The sequence below is a fragment of the Winogradskyella sp. ECml5-4 genome, from assembly GCF_036903175.1.
In the GTDB taxonomy this organism is placed as follows: Bacteria; Bacteroidota; Bacteroidia; order Flavobacteriales; family Flavobacteriaceae; genus Winogradskyella; species Winogradskyella damuponensis.
On sequence record NZ_JAYJLF010000005.1, the window covers coordinates 113846 to 131079 of the forward strand.

Annotated in this window: 14 protein-coding genes; 8 read left to right on the top strand and 6 right to left on the bottom strand. The window is 33.0% G+C overall.

Annotation, left to right across the window (positions count from 1 at the left end; genetic code table 11):
- Positions 1–69 precede the first annotated feature (69 nt).
- Both pruA and VDP25_RS05375 read left to right on the top strand, forming a co-directional pair.
- A complete protein-coding gene (gene pruA, locus VDP25_RS05370) occupies positions 70–1695 on the top strand; it encodes an L-glutamate gamma-semialdehyde dehydrogenase (protein ID WP_334467583.1) in 1626 nt (541 codons plus the stop codon).
- 234 nt (positions 1696–1929) lie between these two features.
- Positions 1930–3603, top strand: a complete 1674-nt coding sequence (locus tag VDP25_RS05375) for a T9SS type A sorting domain-containing protein (RefSeq protein WP_334467585.1) — start codon at positions 1930–1932, stop codon at positions 3601–3603.
- Positions 3604–3697: 94 nt separating this feature from the next.
- Here the strand turns inward: VDP25_RS05375 and VDP25_RS05380 are convergent, their stop codons facing one another.
- Positions 3698–4753, bottom strand: coding sequence for an Omp28-related outer membrane protein (locus VDP25_RS05380; protein ID WP_334467586.1), 1056 nt, complete (start codon positions 4751–4753; stop codon positions 3698–3700).
- 190 nt (positions 4754–4943) lie between these two features.
- Between VDP25_RS05380 and VDP25_RS05385 the strand changes: the two genes are divergently transcribed.
- The 4 genes from VDP25_RS05385 to VDP25_RS05400 all read left to right on the top strand — a co-directional run bounded on the left by VDP25_RS05385 (position 4944) and on the right by VDP25_RS05400 (position 10023).
- Positions 4944–5429, top strand: coding sequence for a TlpA family protein disulfide reductase (locus VDP25_RS05385; RefSeq protein ID WP_215928602.1), 486 nt, complete (start codon positions 4944–4946; stop codon positions 5427–5429).
- A gap of 40 nt (positions 5430–5469) precedes the next feature.
- A complete protein-coding gene (locus VDP25_RS05390; protein ID WP_334467589.1) occupies positions 5470–7119 on the top strand; it encodes a DUF6029 family protein in 1650 nt (549 codons plus the stop codon).
- 136 nt (positions 7120–7255) lie between these two features.
- Positions 7256–9175 carry a T9SS-dependent choice-of-anchor J family protein gene (locus tag VDP25_RS05395; protein WP_334467591.1) on the top strand — a complete coding sequence of 640 codons (1920 nt, stop codon included), beginning with the start codon at positions 7256–7258 and terminating at the stop codon, positions 9173–9175.
- A 116-nt stretch (positions 9176–9291) separates the two neighbouring features.
- The gene (locus VDP25_RS05400) at positions 9292–10023 is read left to right on the top strand and encodes a T9SS type A sorting domain-containing protein (protein WP_334467593.1); all 732 of its coding nucleotides are present in this window, start codon (positions 9292–9294) and stop codon (positions 10021–10023) included.
- A gap of 80 nt (positions 10024–10103) precedes the next feature.
- Here VDP25_RS05400 and VDP25_RS05405 read toward each other — a convergent pair whose 3' ends face one another.
- Positions 10104–12674 (bottom strand): toxin-antitoxin system YwqK family antitoxin, encoded by a 2571-nt coding sequence (locus tag VDP25_RS05405; RefSeq protein ID WP_334467595.1) that lies wholly within the window; start codon positions 12672–12674, stop codon positions 10104–10106.
- Between the two features lie 153 nt (positions 12675–12827).
- The gene (gene rsmG, locus VDP25_RS05410; protein ID WP_334467597.1) at positions 12828–13457 is read right to left on the bottom strand and encodes a 16S rRNA (guanine(527)-N(7))-methyltransferase RsmG; all 630 of its coding nucleotides are present in this window, start codon (positions 13455–13457) and stop codon (positions 12828–12830) included.
- Between the two features lie 147 nt (positions 13458–13604).
- Here rsmG and VDP25_RS05415 point away from each other — a divergent pair, with 147 nt between their 5' ends.
- Together VDP25_RS05415 and VDP25_RS05420 are read left to right on the top strand one after the other, a co-directional pair.
- The gene (locus VDP25_RS05415) at positions 13605–14699 is read left to right on the top strand and encodes a fatty acid desaturase family protein (RefSeq protein ID WP_334467599.1); all 1095 of its coding nucleotides are present in this window, start codon (positions 13605–13607) and stop codon (positions 14697–14699) included.
- A 38-nt stretch (positions 14700–14737) separates the two neighbouring features.
- Positions 14738–15922, top strand: coding sequence for a pyridoxal phosphate-dependent aminotransferase (locus VDP25_RS05420; protein ID WP_334467918.1), 1185 nt, complete (start codon positions 14738–14740; stop codon positions 15920–15922).
- Between the two features lie 101 nt (positions 15923–16023).
- Here the strand turns inward: VDP25_RS05420 and VDP25_RS05425 are convergent, their stop codons facing one another.
- The 3 genes from VDP25_RS05425 to VDP25_RS05435 form a co-directional block, all read right to left on the bottom strand.
- Positions 16024–16278 (bottom strand): hypothetical protein, encoded by a 255-nt coding sequence (locus VDP25_RS05425; RefSeq protein WP_334467601.1) that lies wholly within the window; start codon positions 16276–16278, stop codon positions 16024–16026.
- 167 nt (positions 16279–16445) lie between these two features.
- A complete protein-coding gene (locus VDP25_RS05430) occupies positions 16446–16715 on the bottom strand; it encodes a hypothetical protein (protein WP_334467603.1) in 270 nt (89 codons plus the stop codon).
- 140 nt (positions 16716–16855) lie between these two features.
- Positions 16856–17104 carry a hypothetical protein gene (locus VDP25_RS05435; RefSeq protein ID WP_215928583.1) on the bottom strand — a complete coding sequence of 83 codons (249 nt, stop codon included), beginning with the start codon at positions 17102–17104 and terminating at the stop codon, positions 16856–16858.
- Between the last annotated feature and the right edge of the window lie 130 nt (positions 17105–17234).

Genomic DNA, 17234 nt, shown 5'->3' on the forward strand with positions numbered 1-17234 from the left:
ACGAAATAATTTCTTATAAAAATTGTACCTTTGCACTTTCAAAATTCAAACTAAAAAACAAAATATATTATGGGAAAAGGATTCTTTAATGTACCTGTAGCAGTTAACGAACCTGTTATGGCTTACGCACCTGGTTCAGCAGAACGCAAAGCTGTTGCTGAAGCTTACAAATCTATGTATAACTCAAAGGTTGAAGTTCCTATGTACATAAATGGAAAAGACGTTAAAACTGGGAATACCAGAACAATGTCTCCTCCACACGATCATCAACATATCGTAGGCGAATATCATTTAGCAGAAAAACAACATGTTGAAGAAGCTATTTCAACAGCCTTAGAAGCACGTAAATCATGGTCTCAATTACCATGGGAACAACGTGCTGGTATTTTCTTAAAAGCGGCAGAATTAATCGCTGGTCCTTATAGAGCTAAAATTAATGCTGCAACTATGATTGCACAATCTAAAACCATTCATCAAGCAGAAATTGATGCTGCATGTGAGCTGATTGACTTCTTACGTTTTAATGTTCAGTTTATGACTGACATTTATATGGAACAACCAGAAAGCACAAGCGATGCTTGGAACAGAGTAGAATACAGACCTCTTGAAGGTTTCACCTATGCTGTAACTCCATTTAACTTTACAGCTATTGCAGGTAATTTACCAGCATGTATGGCTTTAATGGGCAATGTTGTCGTTTGGAAACCAAGTAACAACCAAATATATTCTGCAAAAGTAATTATGGACGTCTTTAAGGAAGCTGGTGTTCCTGCTGGTGTTATCAATGTCGTTTTTGGTAATCCAGGAATGATTACAGATACCGTTATGGCTAGTCCAGATTTCTCTGGTTTACATTACACAGGCTCTACTCCAGTATTTCAAAACCTTTGGAAACAAATCGGTAACAATATTGCAAACTATAAAACGTACCCAAGAATTGTTGGAGAAACTGGTGGTAAAGATTTTATTGTAGCTCACAAAACTGCTGTTGCAAAGCAAGTAGCTACTGCAATTTCTCGTGGTGCTTTTGAATTTCAAGGTCAAAAATGTAGTGCAGCATCTAGAGCATACATTCCTAATAATTTATGGGACGATGTTAAGAAGTTTGTAATAGAAGACGTTAAATCTTTTAAACAAGGTTCTCCTGAAGACATGAGTAATTTTGTAACTGCTGTAATTAACGAAGGTTCTTTTGATAAATTAGCAAGATACATTGACGAAGCAAAATCTGCTAGTGATGCAGAAATAATAGTAGGTGGAGGATATGACAAATCTAAAGGTTATTTTATAGAACCTACGGTTATTGTTACCACTAACCCAAAATACGACACGATGTGTACTGAGTTATTTGGCCCAATAATAACCATTTACGTATATGAAGAAGATCAATTTACTGAAACCTTAAAATTAGTTGATGAAACTAGCGAATACGCCTTAACTGGGGCTATTTTAGCAACCTGTCGTTATGCTATAGAAGAAGCTACAAAAGCCTTACAAAATGCAGCTGGTAACTTCTATATTAATGACAAGCCAACTGGAGCAGTTGTTGGTCAACAACCATTTGGTGGCGCAAGAGCATCTGGAACAAACGATAAAGCTGGTAGCGCACAAAACTTAATGCGTTGGGTGTCTCCAAGATTAATAAAAGAAACTTTTGTAACTCCTGTAGATTACAAATATCCTTTCTTAGGCTAAGGCTTTACAATCTTTTAAATACTAAATCCTTAAAAGCGCTTTTGCTTTTAGGGATTTTTTTATGTCTTATAGAAAGTTGATTTAAAAAAAAACCTTGAATCCTAGCTAAACTTTGTATCTTGTACAAACACAATTAATTAGAACATACCATAAGCACCCTCAAAACTTTATGAGCACAAAAACACTAAATGTAAGATTAGCTTTTAAACATTGAGGAACAATAACTCTAAAGCCATGAAAAAAAATCACCTTTTTATCTTGCTCTTTTTACCTTTTTTTCTAACAGCACAAAACACAATTACATCTAGTATAACTCCAAATTTATCTGCTTATGGAGAAACCACAAACTATCCTGGCGAAGGTGAATATGAAATATTCTTAAGTGCAGATAATATTTTAGACAAACCCATTTTTCTTGTTGATGGTTTTGACCCAGGAGACACAAGAGGCATTACTGATTTATATAATTCATTAGACTTTATTGGAACATCCGGAACCCAAAATTTAGCAGATTTAGTTAGAGCTGAAGGTTTTGATGTCATAGTTCTAAATTTCCCAACTTACACAAGAACTGCTGATAACGAAATTATTGATGGAGGAGCTGATTTTATGGAACGTAATGCCATGGTTTTGGTTGAATTAATAGATATGATTAATACCGACAAAGCAGCCAACAATCCTGATCAAAATGTCATTATTGGACCAAGTATGGGAGGTATAATTTCACGTTATGCCTTAAACTACATGGAGGCAAATTCACTAAATGCAGATACAAGACTTTACATTTCTTTTGATTCTCCTCACCATGGAGCAAATGTACCAATTGGCTTACAGCACCAATTAAACTTTTTAGCCTTTAACAACACTAATGCGGCTACAGAAGTACAACCGCTAATTAACGGCTTATTAAAATCGGCTGCAGCCAAACAATTACTAACAGACCACTTAGATGCCCATTTATTAGGAACAGATTTAGTAACCTTTGATCCTGCATTAAAATTACCAACGGCTCACCCGTTTAGAGACATATTTGAAACTTCAATTAATGCATTAACTCCTTCTGGATTTCCTGAAGATGTTCGTAATGTTTCTATAATTAATGGTAGTGGCAATAATACCCCTTACTTTGCAATAGGGAATTCTGGGCCAACTGTTACAAATGATTACTCCGTAATAAACACAAGTATAGCTATGCCTATTGGCACATTTACAGCAGATATTATTATAGCTATAAACTTCACTCCTGCTGCGGGAATTACAAATACGGCAAGTAGTATTTCCATCCAATTATTTAGTATTGAAATTGATGATTCTATTGCAGAAAGCGAAGCGTTTTCATATTCGGATGGTATTGATGCTGCACCAGGAGGCTTATTTGATTTAGGCGGAATAACAGGAACCTTAGGATCTGATGGAGGAATTGGAGGCGACTTTATAAACGCACTTAATATTGATAAGTTTAATTTTGTTCCTTCAGTTAGTGCATTGGCTTTAGAATTTCCTAATAACGAAATTGATTGGCATGCCACAATAGACTTAACAACGTCGCCATTTGCAAACATATATTTACCTGAAGAAAGCGAACCTCATGTTTTGCTAACACAAGAAAATGTAAATTTTGCTTTAGAAGAAATATTAAATCCGCCATTACACATTTCTAACCATGAATTGTTTGCTTTTCAATTAGAGAAAAATCCAGTAAAAAATGAATTAATATTAAAGTCCAACAGCAGTACTAATGCAAATATTAGTATAACAGATTTAACAGGAAAGACTGTATACAACTCCAATTTAAAATTAGATAACAGCACAATAATACCTTTAGATATAGCTTCTGGATTTTATATTCTCAATATAATTGGCGAAAACAATTCAATATTTACTACAAAATTTATAATAAATAAATAGTACCCTAAATACTAGGTATAAATAAAAATAAAAAAAAACCTGAACGCTAAAATTAGTGTTCAGGTTTTTTCTTATAGAAATTCAGCAAAAGAAATTATTCATAAGACTTATCTTCTCCAACATGTGCATGCTGTGAATTTTTAGCCGTGTTATCAGCACCAACAACCATAGCAACAATACTCAAATTTTCCACAACATAATTTGAAGGAAGTGTAATTGTATTTGACCAAATATGCTCAGTTAATTCAGCTGTTACAGGAATTGCATCTCCCAAAAGACTGGATAAAGAGTTTCTTAAGACCTCGTTATGTTCAAAATCTGGGATTATATCTCCCATATTATAAAAAGGACTTGTAGCATCATCATTATAATAATTAAATTGATCACTTATAATACCATCTTCTAGCAAATAAACTACTAATTTATCTCCTTGAACTGAGCCTTCCTCATAAACCACATTGACTTGAACTTGTAACTCGCCTTCTTCAACCTCAGAGTTTATTGCTATTGCTAAATTAGTATCTAAACCAGCCATACTAGTAACAGCACTATTTGGGTGTGGTGTTGCCCAATCTTCAGTTCTATTTAATCTCGCTGCAGGTAAACCATCGACACCAAAAGCATCTTTTAACAGTTGTATTTGTCCAAAATGCATTGGTTCAGGAAAATTGTTATTTGTTTCATGTATAGCAACAACCGTAATATCATTTGTTTCTTCACTTAATGAATAAATTGCACCCGCAACTCTCGGACAAAAGCCACACCATGTACCAGTGTAATCTTCTACAACAACTTTTCTTTTGGGTATGATAACACTAAATGTTTCTGTATTAGTAGTAACTTCTACTCCATCCTGCATATAAACAGCATACACTTCAAAATCTCCTATAGTATCAGAAGAGAATGACGTCCCTTCAATAGGCTCCCCATTTACATAAAACACCAAGTCGGTAATTTCTCCCGCTTCAGAATCACTTGTAATTGTAAAAGGAATCTCTTGATTAATTAATGACGCTTTACGCACCAACTTATCTACAACAATTTGAGTGGTTGGAGTGTTTAAAGGTACATTATCTTCCGTTTTACTACATGCGACACTTACTAAAACAATTAGTAATAAAAAGAACTTTGGCATTTTTTTTGAAATCATAGCAATTATATTGTTTTTTGCTAAAATAATTAATTTTTAGTACATCACTACATTTGAAAATAATTTAACTAATATTGTGAAACACAATTTCAAAATTATTACTATACAAGCTTGTTAAATGTATTACCTCCTTCTGGAATATATTATAACAAACAGCATGTACTAGTTAAAAACGACAAATTATAAATACATGAAAAAACTAATTTTTATTTTTTGCTTAAGTCTATTTAGTCTAAACGCTATGGCTCAAAACGACCTTCCTAGTGTAGACTTAACCTCTATTGACGGTAAAACCATAGTGTTAAAAGATGCCACTAATAAAGATGGCATTACCATTATTTCCCTTTGGGCAACCTGGTGTGTACCTTGCTTAAAAGAATTGGATGCCATTAATGATATCTACGACGAATGGCAAGAAGAAACCAATGTAGAACTTCTAGCTGTATCAGTAGATGATAGTAGAACTGTAAAGCGTGTAAAATCAATGGTAAATGGTAAAGGTTGGGATTACACCGTTTTACTAGATACGAATAATGATTTAAAGCGTGCACTAAATGCTTCAAGTATTCCGCTTACAATTTTAGTTAAAGACAATAAGATTGTTTATAAACATTCTGGCTACAGTCCTGGTGCAGAACTAGAACTGTACGAAAAAATTAAAGAATTTTCTAAATAATAAAACCCAAGACTAACTTACCGCTAACAACCATATTATAATGAAAAAAATAGTTATTCTAGTTACACTATTGTCAAATCTCTACCTTATAAATGCTCAAGAAAATGGTTCATTTTACGGTGGATTAGAATCTAATTCACAATGGCTTCAAACAGATAAAGGCTTAAATTTTGTAGCACCAGAAGACCAATTTAGAGCTAACAATTACGTTTTAATGAATTACAATCTTGGTAAATTTACTGCTGGTGCTCAATACGAATCATACTTACCATCAGGATTACTTGGTTATAGCCCTATCTATGATAATCAAAACGATATAGCAACTTATTATTTTAATTATAAAGACGAAAATTTAGATGTTACCGCAGGCTATTTTTACGAGCAATTTGGTAGTGGATTAATATTGCGTTCATGGGAAGACAGACAATTAGGACTAAATAATGCTATAAAAGGATTGAACATAAAATTTAATGCAACTAAAGACTTAAGCCTTAAAGCTGTTTTTGGAAAACAACGTTATGGTTTTGAAGAATCTGCAGGTACTATTCAAGGTATAGATGCCGATTTAAGTCTAAGCGGAGCTTTAAATATAGAATCTGTAGATATACAACTAGGTGCTAGTTATGTTGGCAGGTATCAAGATACTAATGGAAACGAAGCACTTCCCACTACAGTTGGAGCTTATGGTGGACGTTTAGATTTTATTATCGACAACTTTTATGCTGGTGTTGAAGCCATTGTAAAAGATCCAGATGTTATTGTAAATGAAGAACAGATTTCATCCAACAAACTTTATGATGGAACAGCTTTACAAGTTAACGCAGGCTATGCAAAAAAAGGATTAGGAATAAATGCTACGTTTAGACGTTTAGAAAACTTTAGCTTTTATTCAGACCGCTTTGCCGAAGGTAATATTTACAACCAACAAGTTGTAAACTATGTACCTGGACTTACCAAACAGCAAGATTATTTATTAACAAATCTATACGTTTACAATCCGCAGCCAAGACTAATTATTGAGTCTTTTGACCAACGCTCTGGAGAAGTTGGCACACAATTCGATTTATTTTACTCTTTTAAAAAAGGCACATCTTTAGGCGGAAAATACGGAACAAAGCTAGCGATGAACTTCTCTTATTGGGGAGGATTAGATGCTGAATATAATATTGAAAACCGATGGTACAAAGCCAAATTTATTGGCAAAGGTCACCAATTGTTCAGAGATTTTAATCTTGAAATTAAAAAGAAATGGTCTAAAAACTGGAGTTCTGTTTTAACCTATCAAAATGTAATAGTAGACAAAGCTATTGTTGAAGGAGGTCCACTTGGAAAAAAATCTATCCTTGCAAATATTGGTGTTATTGAAGCTACAAGACGATTTGACAACGGAAAAGCAGCACGTTTTGTAGTACAACACCTATGGAGCGAAGACGATCGTAAAAACTGGGCAGCCGGAGTTGTTGAATATAATTTTTCTACACGTTTAGCACTTTATGTAGCAGACAACTATAATTACGGTGGAGTAGACAAAATACATTATTATAGTGTTGGAGGAAGTTACAGTAAAGGCAATACTAGATTAGGCATTAACTATGGAAGACAACGTGGTGGTCTAATATGTATTGGTGGTGTATGTAGATTTGTACCTTCAAACACAGGACTTAGCGCTAACTTAACCGTTGCTTTTTAATTTTATCCGAGATAATAGTACTTAGACGGTATTTATTTATAAATACCGTTTTTTTTATGTTAATTTTTTGCAAAAATTAGCTATTTAAGTATCTTCAAGCTCTTTTATTCTCAAATATTAACTAATACTTAAAAACATGATTAAAAAAATTACGCTCTTAACTTTGCTTAGTTTTGCTTTCTTGCAATTCACTACAGCACAAACTTACTTCTATGATGATTTTTCATCAGGAAATATGGACAACTGGACATTAACCGACGCTGATGGAGACAACAATGGTTGGTATTCAGCTGATTTAGATGACGGAGTACAAGAAGAACACGCCACATCAGCATCTTGGATTCCTACACCGCCATTAGGAGAAGCATTATTTCCTGATAACTGGATGGTTTCAAAAGCTATTGATTTAACAGGAGCAAGTGGTTCTGTTTTATTACAATGGAAAGCTTATGGACAAGATCAAGCTTGGGCTAACGAAAATTACACAGTTTATGTAGCAACAGCTTCAGATATTGCAACGTTAGGCGCATCTACAACGACTTTCAACGAGATTATTGGAGCTACAGGAGCGTATGTTGAGAGAGATTTAGATGTATCTTCTTTTGCTGGTCAAACTATATATGTAGCTTTTAGACATCACAATACTACTGACCAATTCCGATTAAATATTGATGACGTTTCTGTTAGAACCATTCCTACTCCAACGGACGTGCTCTTACAATCTCTAAGTTTAAACAGATACTCTTTAGTTTCTGTTGACAATCAATTATCAGTTAATGTTAAAAATATAGGTACAAATCCTATTACTTCTTTAGAAATTAACTGGAATGATGGCACTACAGATCATATCTCTACTATCAATACAAACATTGCAGCAAATGCTACAGCAACATTAAACCACCCAATAATGGTTAACTATCCTACTGCTGAAGAAAAAGATATTAATGTTACAATAACAGAAATTAATAATTCTACCAACCCTAGTCCTTTAGTCAATTCAAAAAACACTAAATTTAATACCATGACTCAATCTGGTACAAAGACTGTACTTATAGAGGAATCTACTGGTACTTGGTGTGGATGGTGTCCTAGAGGTACTGTAGGATTAGATTATATGGCTACAACTTATCCAAATACAGTTGTTGCAATAGCTGTTCATAATGCAGATCCAATGACGGTAGCAGAATATGACACTAACTTAGTTAACACTATTGGTTCTGGATGGCCTAACTCTGGTCTTGATAGAAAATTAGTAGGTGTAGATCCAGGACAAGCTTCTTTACAAGAAGGTTATGATATTCAGATTAATGAAATTGTTCCTGTAGATTTATCATCTAGCGCTATTCAATCTGGGAATACTTTAACCATTTCTGCTCAAGCTGTATTTTATACTTCTTTTAGTGCTGCTAATTATAGATTAGGTGTTATCATTACCGAAGATGGTGTTACAGGTACAGGTGGTACTGGTTGGGGATACAACCAAGTAAATTACTACTCTGGAGGATCAGAAGGACCAATGGGTGGCTATGAAAATTTAGCAGATCCTGTTCCTGATACTCAAATGGTTTACAACCATGTTGGTAGAGCATTATTAGGAGGATTTAATGGACAAGAAAACTCTGTACCTGCAGTTATTAATGCTGGTGAAAATGTATCCTATGATTTTAACTATACTGTTCCTGCCACAAGTGACGTTAACAATATGAATATTGTTGTAGTATTAATTGATGGAACCGACGGTACTATTGTAAGCGCAAAACAAAGCACTGTAGCGCAAGCATTAAGTATTGAAAAAGTATCAGGAATAGATTCAATTAAATTATATCCTAATCCTGCAACAGATACACTTAATATTGCTTTCCAAAATGGAAATGGCAATTACAACATTACTGTAACTGATATGTTAGGAAGAACCGTTATCAACAATAACTACGAAGGTTTATTTGGAACTCAAAACATAGAGTTACCAGTATCTCAGTTAAACGCTGGACATTACATCATGAATATTAATGATGGAAAGGCTTCGTACAGTACAAAATTTGTAGTAAGTAAATAATACAGTATGCTACTATAACATTAAGGGAAGTTCTTCAAAAAAGACTTCCCTTTTTTATTACATACAAAAAAACCTATCTTTGAAAAGATATTTTCAATACTAAAAATCAAAATATTATGAAAAAAACATTACTTTTTTTAGGCTTAGTTTTAGCCGCATTCTCTGCAAACGCACAATTTGAAGTTAGAGACAAAAGTGACGACAGTATTGTCACTGATGGACAAACTATCAGTTTTTCTGAAGCAGGCTGTGGTTATTCTGACCCTTGTAACTGGAAATTTAAAGTCACAAATACTTCTACCGAAAACATATATATGAGAATTTTTGTTGACAATCTTGTAGGAACCGATGGCTCATTGTTTCAGTTATGCTTTGCTGGTGTATGCTTAAATAATGTGACCTTAAATAGTGGTTACCCAAATACAGCAGCTATGATTGCCCCTGGAGCAACCAATAGTGCTGGTAATAATTTTTGGAATCAAAATGCACCTACAACAACAACGCCTATGAGTTGGTCGCTTAGATTTCAAGCATTTAATGCTAGTGGTACAGCAATTGGAACACCTTTAAACGTAACATACAATTTTGACCCAAGTTTAAGTATTAACGAATCTTCATTAGCGACTCTAGATGTTTATCCTACAAATACGAAGAATGAACTTAATGTAAACTCTAATGAAAATTTAACTGCTGATTTTTATGACTTATTAGGAAAAAACATTAAACAAGTTAACATCGTTTCTGGTGACAACACTATTGATATTTCAGATTTATCTGCACAGCCTTACATTATTCGTTTTACTAACGAAGAAGGCAATAGTATCATTAAAAAAATAGTTAAGCAATAACGTACTATTACAATCATAAAAAAAACCGTTTGAGATATATTTCAGACGGTTTTTTTATGATTTTCACTTTGGTAACACCACTAATACAAAGATTCAGGTGTTAAATTATAAATGTATAAATTTAACTTATTAATATACTTACTTGTATACCCCTGTTCTAACCTTTCTTCTGCAAAGAACACGACTTCATCTTCACTAGTCTTCATTGTAACCGTTAGTTTGTCTTGTTGTTTATTAAAAATAATATAAGCAATACGTTTATCATATAAATCTCGAGACGTGAGATAAACGACACCAGACTCTAACTCATTATTTTTAAATACAGCTTTGTGTTCTACTTTTCCATTTATATCATAACGAATGACTTCACCATTGATATAATATCCATCTACAGTATAGCTTAATCGCTTTTTGTCTGAATCTTTATGATAAGCTATAGTTTGCACTTCTTTACCATCTTTGTATTGAGACACACGCTTTCCTTTTTCATCATATATAACACGCTGAGTCACCAAACCATTATAATAACTTTCCTCAGTTGGTTTTTTGTTATAACCTGAGGCAATTACTTTGACTCCCTCGAAAGGCTTACCATCTTTATAAATTAAACTTGAAGTTTGATTTCCTTCGCTATCATAATAGATAGTTTCGCCATGCAACTTATTATTTAAATAGGTCTCTTTAGATTGTAATTGTCCGCTATAATTATATGTTTTAACAACACCCTCTCTTTTATCATTTACAACCTGCCCTACTTCTAAAACAGCTTCTTGATTATAATCAAATACCTTATATACTCCATTTGTTTTGCCGGCTTTAATTGTGACTTTGGTTCGTTGTGTTGCATCATACACAGTACCTTCCCAAGGTTTTCCATCTTTATAAACTGCCTCAGCAAAAACATCTCCATTTTTTTTATATGATTTTGAACAACACGCAACATCGATTTCTTCTATTAAAACTCTGTTTATATGTCCGTATTTTCGATATGGTCCATAATCGTATCGTGTTAACTTTGTTATACTTCCATCAACTTCTTCTTGTATGAGGCGAATAACATTAGACTCTGGAAAGAATTCATATAACGTCCCATTTTTAGTCACATAATCATAAGTACCAATCTGTTCATTGTTATCATTATAGAATTTACCATGAACTTTGTCATAGCCCTTAAATTCAGTATCGCTCTGCCTAGAACCATTACTGTAATACACAACTTCCCTTATTTTACTATATCCATTATCTTCTAAATACTCTGTTCGTTTAAAATCTACTTTTTCATTTTCTCCCATGAATTTTGAGATAAACACTGTTCGCTCCTTAACAAAGCCATTTACATATGTTTCAATACTAGAAATATCTGTATCATAGCCCACATAATACCTTTTTCCATTTATAGGTTTTGCGTATTTATTTTGATACTCAATTTCTAAAACACCCATAATTTTGCCCTGCTTATCGTAATAAGTTTCTTTGTCTTGCGTCTTTTCACTAAACACGATATCAGTTCCATTATAAAAATGAATCTCTTTAACAAGTTCTCCATCAAGATATGTAACCTCTTTATTTAGTGAAATTTCAGTACCTGTTAATGGGTAATAGTTATCATATACCATACGAGCAATTTCCTCTCCCTTTTTATTGTAACTGATTTGCAATTCTCTAACCGCATCTTTATAAGTGGTTAAGGCTCTAACTGTACCATCATTATAACGCTGTTCGTCTTTCTGTAATTTTCCGTCCTTATACGTTTTTACTGAAATTACCTCATTAGCTTTTGTATCCTTATAACCATACGAAAAATTATATACTGTACCATTCTCAGGTTTAAGATAACCGTTATTAATAGTATAGGTTACGCTTCCTAATTGTGTTCCATCCTTGGCATAAAATGTACTTTTATATGTTGGAGACAATTCAAACAGTGCTCTTACTTGACCATTTTCGTAAAAAAAGGTTTCCCCTAATAAATGTTCATAGGGATAGTACCTTATTTGTTTCACTCGCATTGGCTCGTAATAATAAAACACCTCAACACCTTTAGTATAACCATTGTCTAGAGTTTCAAGCTCACCTATAAGTTTACCATTTTCACCATAGTATTTAGATAAAAATCGAGCTCCTTTAGCTACACTATAATTTTCATAACGAACACCTTTAATATCTCCATCATAAATGACATCCTTAATGGTATCATTCGCAATTTCCATGTAATAACCGTAACTCCCTTGATCTCTATTTAAAGCACCTTCTACAACATAACCATTCTTGTATATTGCCACTAGTTTCTGTTGGTTTAGAAATGTTACAAACTCGCCTTCTAATCTATTGTTTTCATAATTAGCAATTTGATAAATTTCACCATTTTCTTTATACCAACTGACTTCTCCATGCCAAATAGACTTTTCTGAGTCTTTAGACAAGCCACTCATTTGAAGCTGTCCAGAAGCATAGTAATCTTTAATCCGAAATAAACCGCCTTCCTTTTTAACTGGTGGACGAAAAAAAGCTGCACTATCTTTTACCGTTTCTTTCCAAGCTATATTGTAATAAATAGTGTCTTGCTGTGCATTTATTTTTGAAGGCAGAAAAAACATTCCGACAAAAACCAGCACTAGGTAGGTCTTAATGCGCTTTTTTATAAAAATCATTGTAGTATAAATTTAAAATGAATAATTAGGTAAGCCTGAAATTTTAAAAACGTAAACACGCATTTATTTTCAGGTTGTAAATTTCCGAAACATACAGATTTAAACCCCTACTGTTTTCAGGGGTTTTAATATTACTGAAAACAACTAATCTGGTTAGACTTTATACTTTAAAGGTAAATGAATTACTTTTTTAGTTTCAAAAAATGGTTCTTTAAAATAATCAGATAACAAGAAGGCCTTTACCGTTTTGTACTGTTTTAATTCTTCCGTTAAATCACCACCTTTAAGATATAGGATCCCATTTTTTAATTCATTTTTTTGGTTTTTTGCAATTTTACCCTTAACCCAAGTGGTAAACTCTGGCATTGTAGTTACAGCTCTACTCACAATAAAATCGAAGTGTTCATCAATAGCTTCTACTCTACTATGCGTTGTTTTTACATTGGTAAGTTCTATTGCTTCGCAAACAGCATTAATTACTTTTAATTTTTTATTAATACTATCTACCAAATGAAATTGGCTTTCTGGAAATAAAATAGCCAAAGGCACACCAGGAAACCCGCCACCTGTACCAACATCTAAAATAGAAGAACCTGGAGCAAAATTTATGACCTTTGCAATCCCTAAAGAATGTAACACATGTCTCAGATACAATTCATCTATATCCTTGCGTGAAATTACGTTTATCTTACTGTTCCATTCTTTGTACAAGTGCTCTAAAGCTTCAAATTGTTGAATTTGGTTTTCCGTTAAATTGGGGAAATATTTTAGAATCAATTCCATAAGTTGTCTTTCTGCAAAAGTAATTCTTTTTAAGATTTACAATTTAACATTCTTCAATAATGGTTGCTTTTTATTTATTAACTATCTTTGTATTGTTATAATGAATTAAAATCCCTTACGTTATAACAATAAATAATTTATATTCTAATGGCACAACAAACAGTAAAATTCTCTAGAACAGACTCTGCTAAGTTCTTTAAAACCCTAAACAAACGCGTTAACAACTACTTCAAAGAAAATAACATTAAAAAAACAGGCAACTGGAAACTCTACATAAAAGCAATAATAATGTTTGCTTTATTACTTGGCCCTTTAGTCGTATTGTTGACAGTTGATCTACCAGCATGGCTACAGGTTATATGCATGATGGTTATTGGTATTGGAATGGCAGGTGTAGGCATGAATGTTATGCACGACGCAAACCATGGCTCATTTTCTAGTAAAAAATGGGTAAACAAACTTATGGGAAGCAGCATACATATACTAGCTGGTAACGACTATAACTGGAAAGTACAACACAACGTTTTACACCACACTTACACAAATATTCAAGGGCACGATGAAGACATTGATGCAGGACGAATTATTCGTTTTTCTAAACATTCTAAATGGTTAAAAATTCATCAATATCAAAAATATTATGCCTTTTTATTATATGGTTTATTAACAGTTAACTGGGCTATTACTACCGATTTTAAACAAACCTACCAATACCTTAAAAGAAAATTATCTTATGGTGAATTTCCTAATCCTGCAACACAATGGACAAAGTTAATTATTGGTAAAATATTATACTACTCTATTTGGGTGGTATTACCTTTAGTTTTAGGTTACGCATGGTGGCAAGTTTTAATTGGATTTCTAATTATGCATTATACAGCTGGAATTATTCTAAGTGTTATTTTTCAATTAGCACATGTAATGCCAAATACAGAAATGCCTTTACCAGACCAAGATGGAAATATGAAAAATACTTGGGCTATTCATCAATTATTCACAACCTCTAATTTCTCACCTAAAAGTTGGATTGTAGAGTTTTACACTGGTGGCTTAAACAGACAAGTAGAACATCATTTATTCTCAAATATTAGCCATGTGCATTACAAAAATATTGCAAAAATAGTAAGAGAAACTGCTCATGAATTTAGTTTACCTTATAACGAGTACAATTCTATTTGGACAGCTATTTCGGAGCATTATCAGCAATTAAAAGAATTAGGTAAAAAGCCAAGCATGGCTTAAGTCACTTCGCAGATTAAAAACAACGAATAATTACAATGATGAACCAACTATCAGATAGAATTAACAACCTAGCGACATCAGCTACGTTAGCTATGGCTGCAAAAGCCAGAGAATTACGTGCAGAAGGAAAAGACATTATTGGACTAAGTTTGGGAGAACCCGACTTTAACACACCCGATTTTATTAAAGAGGCTGCGATTGAAGCTATTAACCAAAATTATAATAGCTACACACCTGTTGATGGTTATGTAGAATTGAAAGAAGCTATTATTACCAAATTTAAACGCGATAATAACCTCAACTATTCATTACCGCAAATTGTAGTGTCTACTGGAGCAAAACAAGCACTTGCAAATGTCGCTGCAGTAATGATTAATCCTGGTGATGAAGTTATTTTACCTTGTCCTTATTGGGTAAGCTACAGTGATATTGTAAAATTGAGTGATGGAGTTCCTGTGGAAGTTCAAACCTCAATTGATAATGATTTTAAAATGACAGCTGAACAGTTAGAAGCTGCCATTACTCCAAAAACCAAAATGATTTGGTACAGCTCACCTTGTAACCCAAGTGGTTCTGTGTATAGTAAAGAAGAATTGAGAGCGTTAGCAGATGTTCTAAAAAAACACCCTCATATCTATGTCGTTTCAGACGAAATCTACGAACATATTAATTTTAAAGGAGGTCATTTTAGTATGGCTGAATTTGAAGATATGTACGACAGAACTGTGACTGTAAATGGGGTTTCTAAAGCCTTTGCTATGACAGGCTGGAGAATTGGTTATATTGGAGCTCCAGATTGGATTGCTAGAGCTTGTAACAAAATGCAAGGCCAAATTACTAGTGGAGCTAATTGTATTGCTCAACGCGCTGTAATTACAGCTTTAGAAGCAGATCCATCTCGTATAAAGTATATGGTTGATGAATTCAAGGAAAGACGTAAACTTATACTTGATTTATTAAGTGAAATCGAAGGATTTAAAACAAATGAACCAGAAGGCGCCTTTTATGTCTTTCCAAATGTATCATCATACTTTGGAAAAACCATTAAAGGAAAAACAATAAACAACGCTTCTGACTTCTCTCTATTTTTATTAGAAGAAGCTTTGGTGGCAACTGTTACAGGTGAAGCTTTTGGAAACCCTGATTGTATAAGAATTTCTTATGCCGCTTCTCAAGACAATATCAAAGAAGCTATTAAGCGTATTAAGTCTGCTTTAAGCTAAATAAAACATATTATAATAGATATAAATAAGTTGTAACGTTACTGTTGCAACTTATTTTTTTATACAGAACCTTAGCTTTAAAGAACTATATAAACTACACTTTATACACAAGCCACAAGAGCTACACATGCAAACACAGCTATTTTTAAGGCCATTGAAGTTGTATGGCTTGTCTTACACAGTTTTGGAAATTTAGAACGCCTCCTAACACCAAATATCGATTTATTACACGCCTTTTTTAAATTATATTTTACAACGCGTTTGTATCTAGAATTCAATAAGCCTTTTGTTGCTAAATGAGACTTATTAGAACGCTTCGTATTCGTTTCTGCTTCTTCGGTTTTATTTAATCTCATAATTGTTGTTTTAAATATTTCAGATAAAATACAAATTATTAATTAAATCTCAAAAAATGAGTCTAAATTCTGCCATTATCACAATAAACAACTATAGAATCTAACAATTCAAAGCATGCAATTTAAAATTCATTAAAATAATTAGAAACACAAATTATGTTACTTTTTTAATTGACTAATACATCTGTTAAATATGTAAAGCCTATTAAAAGAAAAACAGACAAAATAATAGTAAACAATATTACTTTTAGCATTCTAACTTTACGTTCTTCTTTTAAGCGCTTGCCAATTTCCTTTAATTGTTTTGTTGACGCTTTAGGTAAATTATATTCCGTTTTACGGCTACGCTTATAACCACCAAGCAAGTTTTTGAACTTCTCTCGCTTAGGCAACTGATTCCTATTGTAATTAATAACATTCATTGAATTGGATGGCATAGCAGTAAGGTTTTAAATTTAAAAAATAAGCGAGAACAAATTGCATCAATACCTAATGTAATATGCGATTGTAGAGATAAAAGACACAAATACAAGTGTATTAGGTCAGTTAGAAAGAGCTGTACAAAGGCTTTATTTTATTAAAACAAAGCGATGAGCGCAATGGCAAAGACAGATAGTTTTAAAATAACAGCTGTATAATTTACCATGTGACTTTGAATACGCTTTGTACGTTGTCTAATTGCAAATACTGATTTTGACTCTAAAGTTTTAAAGTTTTGTTTCACTACAGATTTGTAATTTGAATTTAATAAGCCACGTGTTGTAAAATGAGATACCGCAATGGGTTCTGGTACAAATTCTAATGACGAGTTTAATGATAATTCCATGATTGATGTTTGTTTGGTTATACAAATATGACGTATTAACATTTAAAATGTTACAGTCTAGAGGTCACAGCATTACAACACCAAACCCTCTAATATCACAGAATTATTAATGAGAATATAGGCTAGCTCA

Bases quoted from the DNA above. Each gene is read 5' to 3' on its own strand.
- pruA (WP_334467583.1), top strand. From the start codon at position 70: ATGGGAAAAGGATTCTTTAATGTACCTGTAGCAGTTAACGAACCTGTT.
- VDP25_RS05375 (WP_334467585.1), top strand. From the start codon at position 1,930: ATGAAAAAAAATCACCTTTTTATCTTGCTCTTTTTACCTTTTTTTCTA.
- VDP25_RS05380 (WP_334467586.1), bottom strand. From the start codon at position 4,753: ATGATTTCAAAAAAAATGCCAAAGTTCTTTTTATTACTAATTGTTTTA.
- VDP25_RS05385 (WP_215928602.1), top strand. From the start codon at position 4,944: ATGAAAAAACTAATTTTTATTTTTTGCTTAAGTCTATTTAGTCTAAAC.
- VDP25_RS05390 (WP_334467589.1), top strand. From the start codon at position 5,470: ATGAAAAAAATAGTTATTCTAGTTACACTATTGTCAAATCTCTACCTT.
- VDP25_RS05395 (WP_334467591.1), top strand. From the start codon at position 7,256: ATGATTAAAAAAATTACGCTCTTAACTTTGCTTAGTTTTGCTTTCTTG.
- VDP25_RS05400 (WP_334467593.1), top strand. From the start codon at position 9,292: ATGAAAAAAACATTACTTTTTTTAGGCTTAGTTTTAGCCGCATTCTCT.
- VDP25_RS05405 (WP_334467595.1), bottom strand. From the start codon at position 12,674: ATGATTTTTATAAAAAAGCGCATTAAGACCTACCTAGTGCTGGTTTTT.
- rsmG (WP_334467597.1), bottom strand. From the start codon at position 13,457: ATGGAATTGATTCTAAAATATTTCCCCAATTTAACGGAAAACCAAATT.
- VDP25_RS05415 (WP_334467599.1), top strand. From the start codon at position 13,605: ATGGCACAACAAACAGTAAAATTCTCTAGAACAGACTCTGCTAAGTTC.
- VDP25_RS05420 (WP_334467918.1), top strand. From the start codon at position 14,738: ATGAACCAACTATCAGATAGAATTAACAACCTAGCGACATCAGCTACG.
- VDP25_RS05425 (WP_334467601.1), bottom strand. From the start codon at position 16,278: ATGAGATTAAATAAAACCGAAGAAGCAGAAACGAATACGAAGCGTTCT.
- VDP25_RS05430 (WP_334467603.1), bottom strand. From the start codon at position 16,715: ATGCCATCCAATTCAATGAATGTTATTAATTACAATAGGAATCAGTTG.
- VDP25_RS05435 (WP_215928583.1), bottom strand. From the start codon at position 17,104: ATGGAATTATCATTAAACTCGTCATTAGAATTTGTACCAGAACCCATT.